Source organism: Aeromonas sp. s1(2024) (assembly GCF_040908005.1).
In the GTDB taxonomy this organism is placed as follows: domain Bacteria; phylum Pseudomonadota; class Gammaproteobacteria; order Enterobacterales; family Aeromonadaceae; genus Aeromonas; species Aeromonas caviae.
Window position 1 is genome coordinate 202,439 of the sequence record NZ_JBFOCW010000059.1, and the last position, 13,517, is coordinate 215,955.

The following is a 13,517-nucleotide window of genomic DNA, read 5'->3' on the forward strand; positions in this document are numbered from 1 at the left end:
GACCTTCTGGATGGCCGCAACGGACGTGAGTTCGCTGGTGGGCAAGGAGGCAGCAGCCGACACGCTCATCGGCAACTGCACGACCGCACGACCAGCCTCCCGTTCAAATTCGAGTTAGAACTCATATCCAGCCTGTCTGGGGGCACTGTGAAAGAGGGATCTCCGATGACTGTTGAATCGAGAATATTTTCTGTAGCCGAGTATGTTCAGCCGTCCGAAGGCGAGCCTATTCGTTCCGTTGTGCTTGAAACCCGAGACTCAATTATCGTGGTTTGGCATGTCCATCCCGGGCAGGAAATTGCGGCTCACATTCATCCTCACGGCCAAGACACGTGGACTGTTTTGTCGGGAATGGCTGATTACTTTCAGGGCAATGGGATTGTTCGTGCCCTCAGGGAAGGTGAGATAGCCGTGGCAAGACCGGGCCAAGTGCACGGGGCGCGAAATACAGGTACCGAGCCATTTGTGTTCGTCTCGGTTGTGGCATCAGCCAATGCCGGTTTCGTATTGGCTGAGCGATAGAGCCCAATCTCTGGAGTTGGTCCAATGAGCGGTCGGGGAGATAGGTAACAGACATGCAGCGGACACGGCTGCTAAACCAGGTCGCAAACCTCCTTGCGTCGCAGCGTGCCGCAAGCGACGCGATCAATCGAATGGGGTCGGCATGAGACTGAACACCATCCAGTTCCCGACCGCGTAGCCGCCTGTCCTGCCGATCAGGTCTTGACCATCGACGCCTGGGATCAGTCCTGAATGTTCTTGGAGACCACTACGTTATGAGCCGCAGCCGCCGCAAAACACCCATCGTCGGGCACACGACCTGCGGCAGCGAGCGCGAGGACAAGAAGCTCTGGCATCAGCGCTGGCGCACCCGTGAGCGCACGGCGCTGACCAGCGCGTCGCCCGAAGCCCTGAGCGCCCATCTGCCCCTGCTGGAAAACCAGGCCAGCAGCGTCTGGTCGATGGGCAAGGATGGCCGCTCCTACTGGCCCGTCAAGCGCCAGGCCGCCACGGCGGATCGCATCGCCAATCACAAGGGACGCAACCCGCAAGAACGCGCCTCCCTGAAAAAGCGCCTGCTGCGCAAGTGGATGAGCAAATGAAGCTCTCCTTCCATCAGCACATTGCGCTGTTCTGGATGATCGGTGCTCCGGGCGTCTTCGCGCCCGTGATCGAGAACGCCAAGCGGCCCGATGCCGGCGCCGTCATGGCGTGGGGTGTCGCGATCGTGGCGGTGATGATCCTCTTCACCCCTTTGCTGCTGCGCTGTCCACCATTCCGGCGCTGGTATGGCCGGACGGATGCGCTGTCGGAGCGGCAGCGCCAGGCGCTTGCCGAGCGCGGCCTGCGCCGCTACTACCAGACCGCTTTCGATGACGGCTACGTGCCCCGCGTGATGCCCTACGTGTGGCGCATCATCTGGACGGTCGGCGGGTTGATGGCTGTGACCGCCGTACTGCCTACCAACACCGGACGGCCAGCCTTCGATGCCTTGGTGGTCTTCTCGACCTGGTATCCGATAGGCGTGATGCTGCTGGTTTTCGCGTCGAGGCCCCTTGGCCGGTTGATTCGCCAAAGAGCACAGGAGCGGCGGAAATGAGCACGTCAACCATCGAGGCGCTGGCCAGCGCCTGGGCAAGGATTGCCGAGGAAGCGGAATTCCCCGCTGACTACGAGGGGACTGCCACACCACAAGCGCATCGGGCTAGCGAAGCTATTCAGGAGCAGATTCGGGAGCGCATCGTCGCCACCAACGACATGCGGCTGTTCAGCCTGCTGCACCTGCTGGGTCAGGCGTCGCTGCGCATGGAGCAAGCGCTGTGGCCGGAGGATTACGAGCGGATGACGCGCGAGGTTGAGGAAGCCCTGCGGCAAGCCACCGACGCCAACGCCAGATCGTACACCCACGAAGAAGTGATGCAGGCGATGCAGGAACGCATCGACCGGGCGCGAGACAAGCCATGTTGATTGGCTATGCGCGCGTCTCGACGCAGGATCAGAACCTGGAGCTGCAACGCGAAGCCTTGAGCAAGGCCGGATGTAAAAAGGTCTTCGAGGACAAGGTGAGTGGCACGCGGGCAGACCGGCCTGGCTTGGCCAAGACGCTCGAAATGCTGCGCGAAGGCGATACTTTGGTCGTCTGGAAGCTCGACCGGCTGGGCCGGTCGGTCAAGCAACTGGTCGATCTGGTCGGCGATCTGCACAAGCACGGTGTCCAGTTCAGGAGCCTCACCGACTCCATCGACACCGGCACACCATCCGGGCGGTTCTTCTTCCACGTCATGGCGAGCCTTGCCGAAATGGAGCGCGAGCTGACCGTCGAGCGCACCCGCGCCGGGCTGGAAGTCGCCAAGCAGCTCGGCCGCAAAGGCGGCCGCAAGCCGAAGATGACCGACAGCAAGATCGAGTCGGCCAAGAAGCTGCTGGCCAGCGGGGTGCCGCCCAAGGACGTGGCCAAGAACCTCGGCGTGTCCATTCCGACGCTGTACCGCTGGGTGCCAGCCTCCACGCACGCTTAGCGTGCTTTATTTTCCGTTTTCTGAGACGACCCCTTTAGGCGCGCCCGCCAGATTTAGCAGGGAATAACAGCGGGTGGACAAGCTGCGCGTTGTCCACCCTACGCCACGTCACGCCAGCATAGGGTGGACAACCGCCCCTCAGACTTCTGCCTTGGTCTGCGCCTTGATCCCGTAGAACACGCAATAGAGCACCGGCAGCACCACCAGGGTGAGCAGGGTGGCGAAGCCCAGGCCGAACATGATCACCACCGCCATGCTCTGGAAGAAGGCGTCGGTCAACAGCGGGCTCATGCCCAGGATGGTGGTCAGGGCAGCCATGGATACCGGGCGTACGCGGCTGATGGAGGCCTCTTCCACGGCCTGCAGGGCGTCCTTGCCGCTGGCCAGCTGCAGCTGGATTTCATCCACCAGAACGATGCCGTTCTTCACCAGCATGCCGCTCAGGCTGAGCAGGCCGAGCAGGGCCATAAAGCCGAAGGGAATGCCGGTGAGCAGAAAGCCCAGGGTTACGCCGATCATCGCCAGGGGCACGGTCAGCCAGATCACGGTGGCGCGCTTGAACGAGTCGAACAGCAGGATGGTGATCATAAACATCACCAGATAGCCCAGAGGCAGACTGCCGAACACCGCGCCCTGGGCATTGCGCGAACTTTCGTATTCGCCGCCCCATTCCAGGTGATACCCCTCGGGCAGGGGGATGGCTTCGATCTCGGGCTTGATACGCTGGAGCAGCTGGGCTGCTGTTTCGCCGCTGAGCAGGGCTGGATCGGCCTGCACGGTGAGGGTGCGTTTGCGATCCAGACGCATGATCAGCGGGTCTTCCCACTCGGTGGAAAAGCCCTGCAGCACCTGCTCGATGGGCAGGTAGATGCCACGCACGCTGCTCCAGATCTGCAGGTCACTGAGGCTGTCGGCATTCAGCCGCTCGTTGTCCGGGGTGCGCGCGACAATCGGCAGCAGGCGGGTGCCGTCGCGGTACAGGCCCACGTTCATGCCGGAGAAGCTCATGCGCAACAGGTCATCCAGTGCACTCTTGTCCACCCCCAGTTCACGGGCGCGGGCCTCGGCAAATTGTGGACGAACCAGCTTGGTGCGCTCATGCCAGTCGTGCATCACTGCATTGGCTACCGGATCCTGGCGCATCAGGCGGCTGACTTCGCCACCCAGGCGGCGCAGTTCGTCGGGGTCGGGGCCGCTGAAGCGCGCCTCGATCTTGCTGTCATTGCCGGGGCCGAGCATCAGCTGCTTGAACTTGGGCTTGATCTGCGGGTACTGCTCGGCGACATGCAGTTCCAACTGGTTGATCAGCGGCTCGATGCGTTCCAGGTTGTCGGTGCGCACCAGCAGCTGGGCGTAGTTGGGATACTGCTTCTGCGGTGAGTAGGTGAGGATAAAACGCAGGGCGCCCTGACCGATTGTGCTGCTGACCGTGGTCACTCCTTCCTGCTCCAGTACATGCTGATCCAGTTCGGCCACCAGCTGCTCGGTGTAGCGGATATCAGTGCCCTGGGGTAGCCACAGGTCGATAAAGAACATCGGCGTATTGGACGGCGGAAAGAAGCTCTGGCGCACCTTGCCGAAGCCGGCAATGGCCACCACCAGCAGCACCACCAACACGCCCAGAGTGAGGCTACGGCGGTGCAGGGCGAAGTCGAGCAGGCGCCGGTAGCTGGTGAAGATCACCCCGCCGTAGGGGTCGCCCTGATCCTGGCCGGTCAGGGTCTGGTTATCGCGGAAGAACAGGCTGGCGAAGAACGGCGTCAGGGTGATGGCAGTCACCCAGCTGAGCAGCAGGGAGATCATCAGCACCTGGAACAGCGACAGGCAGAACTCGCCGGTGGAGTCGTCCGACAGGCCGATGGGGGCGAAGGCGATGATGGCGATCAGGGTGGCGCCGAGCAGCGGCAGGTTGGTCTGGCGGACAATGCCCCGCGCCGCCTCCAGGGTGCTCTGGCCGCGCTGACGGCCGACCAGAATGCCTTCGACGATAACGATGGCGTTGTCCACCAGCATGCCCAGGGCGATCACCAGGGCGCCGAGGGAAATGCGCTGCAGCTCGATGCCCAGCAGGCGCATAAAGATAAAGCTGCCGAGCACCGTCAGGGCCAGGATCAGGCCGATCAGCAGGCCGCTGCGCAGGCCCATAAAGATCAGCAGCACGACGATCACGATGGCCACCGAGGCGACGAAGTTGATCACGAAACCCTGCACCGAGGCCTGCACTTCGGCGGCCTGGTCGTAGAACACCTGCAACTGCATACCGGCCGGGCGCTGGGCGTCCAGTTCAGCCAGGCGCGCGTTGATCGTCGCGCCGACATCCACCACATTGACCTTGGGTGCGAAGGAAACGCCCAGGGTCAGGGCCGGCTGGCCGTTCATGCGGTAGAGGTTGCCCGGTGTTTCGCTAAAGCCGCGGCTGACCTGGGCGATATCGCCGAGAGTGACCTGCTGCGCGCTGCCCGGGTCGCTGATGATCAGACGCTCCAGCTCGCGCACATCCTGCAGCTCGCCAGTGGGGTGCAGGCGGATCGACTCGCTGCCGACCAGAATGCGCCCGGCGTTGGACACCACGTTCTGCTGGCTGAGCACCTGGGCCAGGCGCTGCGGGGCGATACCCAGGGTGCTCATCTTGCTGCGCGAGATTTCCACCTGCACCTGCTCCTGGCGGGCGCCGGCCAGGCTGACCTTGCCTACGCCAGGCAGCAACACCAGTTCACGGCGCAGGTAGTCGGCGAAATCGCGCAGTTCCTGGGCGCTGTAGCCCTCGCCGGTGAGCAGCAGGAAGAAGCCGAATACATCGCTGAAATCATCCCGCACCTGCGGCGGGTTGACCCCCGGTGGCAGGTTGGGCTGCAAGTCGTTGATCTTGCGCCGCAGTTCATCCCAGATCTGCGGGATCTGCTCGGCCTTGTATTGGCTGTGCAGTTCCAGGCTGATCTGCGACAGCCCGGCACTGGAGATGGAGGTGACCTTCTTGATCGAGGGCAGCTGCTGGATGGCGTTCTCCAGCGGGTAGCTGACCTCTTCTTCCACCTGCTGCGGCGAGGCGCCGGGATAGCTGGTGATGACCATGGCGTTCTTCAGGGTGAAGGACGGGTCTTCCAGGCGGCCGATTCCGAGAAAGGCCAGCAGCCCGCCGATGCCCAGCACCAGAGTGACCAGCCAGCTGGTGACGCGACGCTGGATAAAGTAGCCGGCGATATCCATTTACAGCCCTCGCTCGCGTACCCAGGGCCTTACCGCCTGGCCTTCCTCCAGCTCGGCGCCACCCACGGCAACGATCTGCTCGCCGGGTTCGATGCCGCTGAGTACTTCGATGCTGTTGCGGCTCAGCTGGCCCACCTCGACCTGGCGGGCCGTCAGACGTAGCACGCCGTCCTGCTCGCGAGCCACCCACACCTGCTTGACCTCGGGGCCGCTGTCGTCCGGACTGAACACCGCCTCCACCGGCACCAGCAGGCGGCTACCCAGGTCACGGCTGACCTGGGCCAAGTCAACCTTGACCGTGGCACTCATCCCCGGTAACAGGTTGAGACCCTCGGGACGCGGCATGGACAGGGTCACCTGATAGGTCAGGGTCTTGGGATCAGGCTGGGTGCTGTGCTCCTTATAGACCGCCTCGAATTCGCGGCCGGGCAGGCTGTCGAGAATCACGCTGGGGTGATAGTCGCGGTTCTCTTCACGGCTGCGCAGGTTGGTCAGCAGGTTTTCCGGCATCTGAAACAGCACATCCAGCTGATTGCCGCTCTGCAGGGTGACCACGGGCTGCTTGGCCTGCACCACCTGGAAGTTGTCCACATGGGTGCTGGCCACCACTGCGTCGAAGGGCGCGAGAATGCTGGTGTATTCCAGCTCCTGACGGGCCAGGCTGAGCGCTGCGCTGGCCGAATCCAGGGTGGCCTTGCGCTGGTCATACTCAGCGCGGGAGATCATCTGCCGCTCCAGCAACTGGGCAATACGCTTGAACTGGGCGTTGGCCAAGTCATAGCTGGCCTGGCGATCACGCAGGCGCAGGCGCTGGTCGGCGTCATCCAGGCTGGCAATCAGCTGACCGCGTTTCACCGGCTGTCCCTGCAGCACGTTGAGGGTCTTCAGCTGGCCGCCGATACGGAACGACAGCTCGGCCTCCTCGGTGGCCTTCAGGCGCGCGGGGAATTCGCGCAGGCGCGCCCCGGCCGGATCTTCCACGGTAAAGAGTTTGACCAGGCGCGGGGCCTGTTCTTGGGGGGCTGGAGCCTGATCGCAGGCACTTAGCAACAGGGCGGCCGGCAGGCACAGAAAAAGCAGGGGACGAAGGTTCAAGGCGGCTATCCCTAATCTGGCGAGATCAATAAAAAGGCAGCCCGTTACGGGCCTGTGGCCGAGAGTTTAGGCGTTAATCCGTCATTCCGCACCTGATTTTCCCTTTTTCGCGGCTTGACGGCGATCGGCTGTTTTGATCTATTACTGCTTTTTGGAGGTCGCTCATCATGCCCGCTCCCCGCATCGCCATCCGTAACCTTGATCACCTCGGCCTGGTCGCCGGCCTGTGCCAAGAGCTCGATATCGCCCGCATGATCGATGCGGTGCTGCCCAAAAACCAATCCTTCAAAGTCTCTCATGGTCAGGCGTTGGTGGCCATGATCATCAATGGCTTAGGCTTCCATAGCAGCACCTTGCACATGTTCCCGCGGTTCTTCGCCAACAAGCCGGTCGAGCGATTGATCGGCCCCGGGCTCTGCGCCGATGACCTTAATGATGATGTGCTCGGGCGCTGTCTGGATGCGCTGTTTGCGGCCGATGTGTCGACGCTTTATCAGGTGATGGCCGAGCAAGTGGTCGCCAAGCTGGGGCTCAAGCCCACGGCGGTGCATCTTGATATCACCAGCTTTCACGTCGATGGCGCCTATGACTGCGCCGATGGCGAACAGACCGGCCGGCTGCAACTGGTGCGGGGATACAGCCGTGACCATCGGCCAGAGCTCAATCAGGTGATCCTGGAGCTGATCTGTGAGAATCAGACCGGCTTGCCGGTGTACCTGCAAGCGCTCAGTGGCAACAGCAACGATAACAGCGCCTTTCGCGAGACGGTTAATCGCCACCTGCGCAGCCTCAAGTCCGCGCAGGAGAGCCGCTATCTGGTCGGTGATGCAGCGCTGTACTGCGCCGAGACCCTGCACCTGTTGCATCATCAGCGCCAGCTGTTCATCACCCGCGTGCCGCGCACCCTGACGGAAGCACGGAATGCTGTGGCAGCCATTGGTGAGGCGCCGCTGACCGCGCTGGGCGATGGCTACCAGGGGCGCTGGCTGGATGCCGATTACGCGGATGTGCCGCAGCGCTGGCTGCTGGTGCGCAGCGAAAAGGCCAACCATGCCGAGCAGAAAACGCTGGCCAAGCACCTGCTGGGCGACAGCACCCGCGAGCTCAAGGCGTTCACCAAACTGTGCGCGCGGCGCTTTGCCTGTCAGGCCGATGCCGAAGCGGAGCTGGCGCGCTTTGCCAACGGGCTGAAACTACTGGAGATTGTGCAAGGCCACGTGCTGACGGAGCCCGTTTACGCCAGCGCCGGCAGACCCAAAAGCGGCCAGCAACCCGACAGCTATCAGTACCGCATCGAGGGTCAGGCCGCTACCTGCCTGGAACGGGTGGAGGAGGCCAACGCCCAGACGGGCGTGTTCATCCTGGCCACCAACGACCTGAGCGGCACCCTGACCATGGCCGAACTGCTGGCCACCTACAAGGCACAGCAAACGGTTGAGCGCGGCTTTCGTTTCCTCAAAAGCCCCGAGTTTCTGACCTCATCGCTCTATCTGAAAAAGCCGGAGCGCATTGAAGCCCTGTTGATGGTGATGACCTGCAGCCTGATGATTTACGCCGCGCTGGAGCACCGTATCCGCAAAGGGCTGGTTGCCCAAGGCCGCAGCGTGCCGGACATGAAGAAGAAACCGACGCAGAAGCCAACCGCCCGCTGGATCTTCCTGTGCTTTGGCGGGATCCACGAGTACAGCCTGGGGGGCGAACCAGCCCAAGTGACCGACATCAACACCGTTCAGGAGACCATCATCGACGTTCTCGGCCCTCGATACCGGCAGATTTATTCATGAAGCGGGTGCGGAATGTCGGTTTGATATGTAATTTGCTATTGGTCTAATAGATGCGCAAACTTCCGAACCGGCAGCAAGGCAGAGAGCACCGGGCATATCAATCCGAAGTATGGAAGTAGCCCTGGGCGGACGTTCTATACCCATATCTCCGACCAATACGCGCCCTTCAGCGCCAAGGTGGTCAACGTCGGCTTGCGCGACTCGACCTATGTGCTCGATGGCCTGCTGTACCACGAGTCTGACTTGCGTATCGAGGAACACTACACCGACACGGCGGGCTTCACCGATCATGTGTTCGGCCTGATGCACTTTCTGTGATTCCGGTTCGCGCCGCGCATCCGCGACCTGGGCGACACCAAGCTGTTCATTCCCAAGGGCCATACTGCCTACGATGCACTCAAGCCGATGATTAGCAGCGACAGGCTGAACATCAAGGCTATTCGCGCTCATTCGGATGAAATCCTACGGCTGGCCACTTCGATCAAGCAGGGCACGGTGACGGCCTCGCTGATGCTGCGCAAGCTCGGCAGCTATCCGCGCCAAAACGGCTTGGCCGTCGCCCTGCGCGAGCTGGGGCGCATCGAGCGCACGCTGTTCATTCTGGATTGGCTGCAAAGCGTGGAGCTGCGCCGCCGCGTCCATGCGGGGCTGAATAAGGGCGAGGCGCGCCACGCGCTGGCCAGGGCGGTCTTCTTCTACCGATTGGGTGAAATCCGCGACCGCAGTTTTGAGCAGCAGCGCTACCGGGCCAGCGGCCTCAATCTGGTGACGGCGGCCATCGTGTTGTGGAACACGGTCTATCTGGAGCGTGCCACCAGTGCTTTGCGTGCCCACTGCAAGGCGCTGGACGATACGTTGCTGCAATATCTGTCCCCGCTGGGGTGGGAGCATATCAACCTGACCGGCGATTACCTATGGCGCAGCAGTGCCAAGGTCGGTGCGGGGAAGTTCAGGCCATTGCGACCGCTGCCACCGGCTTAGCGTGCTTTATTTTCCGTTTTCTGAGACGACCCCGACTAAGAGCAAAGCAGTGGCCTATGGCGGGGTGGTGATCGATCCCCATGGTTATTTGTTGATGCGTGAAGTGAAAAATCACTTCGACGGCTATGTCTGGACGTTCGCCAAAGGTCGGCAGGACAAGGGTGAAAGTCCTAGAGAAACCGCGTTGCGGGAGGTCTGGGAGGAGATGGGTATCAATGCCACCATCCTTATTCCCATTTCTGGGGAGTTTGCAGGCGGCACCACGCTCAATCGCTTTTTCTTGATGGTGGTGGAGCGAGGGGCACCAAACCTCGGTTACGGTAACGATGAGACCGAACGCTTATGCTGGGCGACACCCGCAGAGGCAGAACGCCTGATCGCACAAACCAGCAACCCTATTGGCCGAGCGCGTGACCTTGCGATCCTCAAGGCCGCTCAAGATAGCCTTCCTAAGATGTTGCCATTGACTCGCCCCGTGGTGCGTTGTGCCGACTGGCACAGCCGGCCCATGCCCGCAAGCCGGATAGCCGTGCCGCTGGATACGTGTTACTCAGCCTCGGAGATGGCCGCGATAGTCTGCGGATCATTGCCGATAAGTCAGGATGACAAGTGGTTTATCTTCTATGAGGATGGTGTTTTGCACTGTCACCGCAGCTGGACAGGCATTTGTATTTATCGGGTATATTTCCAGCCCGTTGCAACGGGTTGGCAGGCTCGCCAGGTAGAAATCAACCGACACCCAGGGCAGTACACTGAATCAGATGAGAGCGAAGATTTGGCTTTATTGAACACAATCCTTGAGCTGCTTTTGCTCATGAAGCCCATCTAGTCAGTTACGGCATGAACTGCGTATTCCGGTGAATTTGAACAGTGATTCCGGAATCTGTGAACACCATTTCCGGAAAGTATGCGGCCAGGGATTCTGCGAGCAGAAGCTGAGCTTTGAGGGGAGGCATCTTTTCGACTCACCGAACAAGCCAGCAGCCAAGCGCAGCGCGGCAGTTGTGGATCCAGGTCATTGGAGCATGACGGTTCATCTGACATCAGAGTTCGTGCTCTGAGGTGTCCGGAAATGGTGTACACGCAAGCCGGAATCAGCGTTCATTTTAAACCGGAATAGGTGTTCATTTTCGACCGGAATATGCATGAACTAAGCCGTAGCAGCTAAGCCATTGAAAACAAAAGCACTTTCATTTTAATGGAAGTGCTTTTTTAGTTTTGAACCCACATTTGAACCCACACCTACAAGACTAGTTATCATTGTCGACGACTCAACTCGGACTAGCCTGATGAACAGCGTTGACCACATAACTGTACCTATCCTCCCCATGTTGCCTAATGCAAGAGAGGGCCAATGGCCCTCTCTTGCTATCTATGTTGTTGGTCAGTGCAAACAGCACTGCTTGTACTTCTAGCCGCAGCCAAAGGGACACGGCTCGTTGCGGCCAATCTTGATGGGTACCACCACTGGTGTTCGCTACGTTGTGCCAGAAAGTGGGCATGCAGGATGTTTTTGGCGTTACCTTTTCACTAGCTGTTGATCAGCGCGCAAAAATGACCAGGTTTCCGGGGTTTTCAGCGTCCAATTTTGACCACCCCGGAGTGTGTGCAACTATCCGATCTTTGGATCGGAGAACCTGGAGTGTTAATCATGGAAACCGTGTTGAAGATCCGGCGTATGCATCAGGTGGACGGCCAGTCCATCAGCGCCATCGCTAAAGTCACAGGACTCTCTCGCAATACCGTTCGCAAATACCTTCGCCAACCTCCCTCCGAACCGCCCAAGTACCGCCGTCCACAGCCAGCCAGGCCCAAGCTCGGTGAATTCGAGTCGACACTGACCCAGTGGCTGGACCTCGATGCCAAGCGGCCCAAGCGACAACGCCGCTGTGCCAGGCAACTCTTCGAAGACCTACAACGCCTGGGCTACCAGGGGGCCTACGACAGCGTCCAGCGCTTCGTCCGTGACTATAAACAGCAGTCAGCCAAAGTGGCTGCCTTTGTCCCCCTGACGTTCGCGGCTGGTGAGGCCTATCAGTTTGACTGGAGCGAGGAAGAGGTGGAGATCGGCGGCGTGGTGCAGTGGGTCAAGGCTGCCCATTTTCGCCTCACCCACAGCCGCCAGCCCTTCGTCATGGTGTTTCCTCGCGAAACCCAGGAGATGGTGTTTGCCGCTCACGATGCGGCCTTTCACTACTGGGGCGGCGTGCCACGCCAGGGCATCTACGACAACCTCAAGACCTGTATCGACCAAGTACTTGAGGGGAAAGAGCGCCGCTTCAATCCCCGCTTCCTGGCGCTGATGAGCCATTACGTCATTGAGCCGGTAGCCTGCACCCCTGCCTCGGGTTGGGAAAAGGGCCAGGTTGAGAAACAGGTTCAGGATGTGCGCCGGCGCTGCTTTACACCCCGGCGCAAGGTCGACAGCCTGGCCGAGCTCAACCGTCGGCTTATCCAGGAGCTGGAGCAGGCAGCACAAACACGCCCCCACCCGGACGACCCCTCGCAAACAGTGTGGCAGCGCTTCGAGCAGGAACGGACCACCCTGCGCCCCCTGGCTGCGCGCTTCAATGGCTATGTGGAGCGGGAGCTGCGGGTTGACAGCACCTGCCTCATCCACTTCGACCGCAACACCTACAGTGTCGACAGCCGTTACGCCCATCGTCATGTCACAGCCCGGGTCTTCGCTGACCGGCTCCAGGTGTATGCCCAGAGCGAGCTTATTGCCGAGCATCCCCGCCAGTTTGGCCGGGACAAGACCCAGTTCGACCCCTGGCATTACCTCGGCCTGCTCGAGCACAAACCCGGCGCGCTGCGCCACGGTGCTCCCTTCAAGGAGTGGGTGTTACCGCCGGCTTTGAGCCGCTTACAGCAGCAACTGCTGAGCCGCAAGGGCGGTGACCGGGACATGGTCAAGCTACTGTTGGCTGCCCGGCAGGACGGACTCGACCTGTTGGAGCAAGCCTGCCAGCAGGTACTGCTGCTGGGCGGCAGCTCGGCCGAGCTGGTACTCAACCACCTGCAGCGGCTGCGCCGCCCCGTCGAGGTGCCACAGCTCCATGCTCAGGTGGTGCCGCTTGCACAGCCGCCGCAGGCCAACTGCCAACGCTATGACAGCCTGTTACCGGGAGGTCAGCATGTCAGCCGATGAAATTTACCAGCGCCTGCAGGGGTTGAAACTGTTTGGTATGGCGGCGCTGTGCGACGAGCTGCTGGCGCATCGGGAGCGTCCCTTACCACCGCCGGAGCAGTGGCTCAAACGGATGATCGAAGCCGAAGAATCCGAACGTCAGTGCCGCTCGATCCGCTATCAGATGGGCATCGCCAAGTTCCCGCTGGCCAGGGACCTGGACAGCTTCGAGACCGCAGACACCCCGGTCAGCCCCGTGCACCTGTCCGCGCTGGATAGAGATGACTTCCTGGAGCAGAAGCGCAATCTGCTGCTGATAGGCGGAACCGGGACGGGTAAAACCCATCTGGCCATCGCCCTGGGGCGCAATGCCGTGCGCCGGGGCAAGCGAGTGCGTTTCTACGGCGTGGTGGATCTGGTCAACCAACTGGAGCAGGAGAAGGCGGCAGGCAAAGCCGGGCAGCTTGCCAACCGGCTGGTCAATGTCGATGCGGTTATCCTGGACGAACTGGGCTACTTGCCGTTTGCCGAAAGCGGTGGCGCCCTGCTATTTCACCTGATCAGCAAGCTGTACGAGCGCACCAGCCTGATCCTGACCACCAACCTGGCCTTCAGCGAATGGAGCAAGGTATTTACGGATGAGAAGATGACAACGGCGATGTTGGATAGGATCACCCATCACTGCGAGATCATCGAGACAGGAAACGACTCCTACCGCTTCAAACAGAGGATGAAATCAGCCAGCTAACCCTGGTCAATTTTGGACGCTGAACCCTGGTCATTTTTCGATGCTGATTGACA

Annotated in this window: 11 protein-coding genes and 1 pseudogene; 10 read left to right on the top strand and 2 right to left on the bottom strand. The window is 60.9% G+C overall.

All coding sequences use genetic code 11. The features are described from left to right. The first annotated feature begins 165 nt into the window (after positions 1-165). The 5 genes from AB5Y70_RS14545 to AB5Y70_RS14565 all read left to right on the top strand — a co-directional run bounded on the left by AB5Y70_RS14545 (position 166) and on the right by AB5Y70_RS14565 (position 2,519). Positions 166-522, top strand: a complete 357-nt coding sequence (locus tag AB5Y70_RS14545) for a cupin domain-containing protein (RefSeq protein ID WP_003465043.1) — start codon at positions 166-168, stop codon at positions 520-522. A gap of 254 nt (positions 523-776) precedes the next feature. After that, positions 777-1,103 (top strand): hypothetical protein, encoded by a 327-nt coding sequence (locus AB5Y70_RS14550; RefSeq protein ID WP_003100858.1) that lies wholly within the window; start codon positions 777-779, stop codon positions 1,101-1,103. Continuing rightward, positions 1,100-1,600 carry a hypothetical protein gene (locus AB5Y70_RS14555; protein ID WP_003100856.1) on the top strand — a complete coding sequence of 167 codons (501 nt, stop codon included), beginning with the start codon at positions 1,100-1,102 and terminating at the stop codon, positions 1,598-1,600. The genes AB5Y70_RS14550 and AB5Y70_RS14555 overlap by 4 nt, the downstream gene beginning before the upstream one ends. Further along, positions 1,597-1,968, top strand: coding sequence for a hypothetical protein (locus AB5Y70_RS14560; RefSeq protein ID WP_003100853.1), 372 nt, complete (start codon positions 1,597-1,599; stop codon positions 1,966-1,968). The genes AB5Y70_RS14555 and AB5Y70_RS14560 overlap by 4 nt, the downstream gene beginning before the upstream one ends. Beyond that, positions 1,962-2,519, top strand: a complete 558-nt coding sequence (locus AB5Y70_RS14565; protein ID WP_003100847.1) for a recombinase family protein — start codon at positions 1,962-1,964, stop codon at positions 2,517-2,519. Before AB5Y70_RS14560 ends, AB5Y70_RS14565 begins: the two co-directional genes overlap by 7 nt. A gap of 138 nt (positions 2,520-2,657) precedes the next feature. Here the strand turns inward: AB5Y70_RS14565 and AB5Y70_RS14570 are convergent, their stop codons facing one another. After that, the gene (locus AB5Y70_RS14570; protein ID WP_010676152.1) at positions 2,658-5,726 is read right to left on the bottom strand and encodes an efflux RND transporter permease subunit; all 3,069 of its coding nucleotides are present in this window, start codon (positions 5,724-5,726) and stop codon (positions 2,658-2,660) included. Next, a complete protein-coding gene (locus AB5Y70_RS14575) occupies positions 5,727-6,821 on the bottom strand; it encodes an efflux RND transporter periplasmic adaptor subunit (RefSeq protein ID WP_010676151.1) in 1,095 nt (364 codons plus the stop codon). It abuts the gene before it with no gap. A 167-nt stretch (positions 6,822-6,988) separates the two neighbouring features. Between AB5Y70_RS14575 and AB5Y70_RS14580 the strand changes: the two genes are divergently transcribed. The 5 genes and pseudogenes from AB5Y70_RS14580 (at position 6,989) to istB (ending at position 13,464) form a co-directional block, all read left to right on the top strand. Continuing rightward, entirely contained in the window at positions 6,989-8,605 is a 1,617-nt protein-coding gene (locus AB5Y70_RS14580; protein ID WP_319882061.1) for an IS1634 family transposase, read from the top strand. A gap of 57 nt (positions 8,606-8,662) precedes the next feature. Then, positions 8,663-9,586: pseudogene (locus AB5Y70_RS14585) on the top strand (Tn3 family transposase); the annotation flags it as partial. Positions 9,587-9,635: 49 nt separating this feature from the next. Beyond that, a complete protein-coding gene (locus AB5Y70_RS14590) occupies positions 9,636-10,415 on the top strand; it encodes an NUDIX domain-containing protein (RefSeq protein WP_010676149.1) in 780 nt (259 codons plus the stop codon). A gap of 822 nt (positions 10,416-11,237) precedes the next feature. After that, positions 11,238-12,737 (top strand): IS21 family transposase, encoded by a 1,500-nt coding sequence (istA, locus tag AB5Y70_RS14595; RefSeq protein WP_368175977.1) that lies wholly within the window; start codon positions 11,238-11,240, stop codon positions 12,735-12,737. After that, positions 12,724-13,464, top strand: coding sequence for an IS21-like element helper ATPase IstB (istB, locus tag AB5Y70_RS14600; RefSeq protein ID WP_010675356.1), 741 nt, complete (start codon positions 12,724-12,726; stop codon positions 13,462-13,464). Before istA ends, istB begins: the two co-directional genes overlap by 14 nt. The last annotated feature ends 53 nt before the right edge of the window (positions 13,465-13,517 follow it).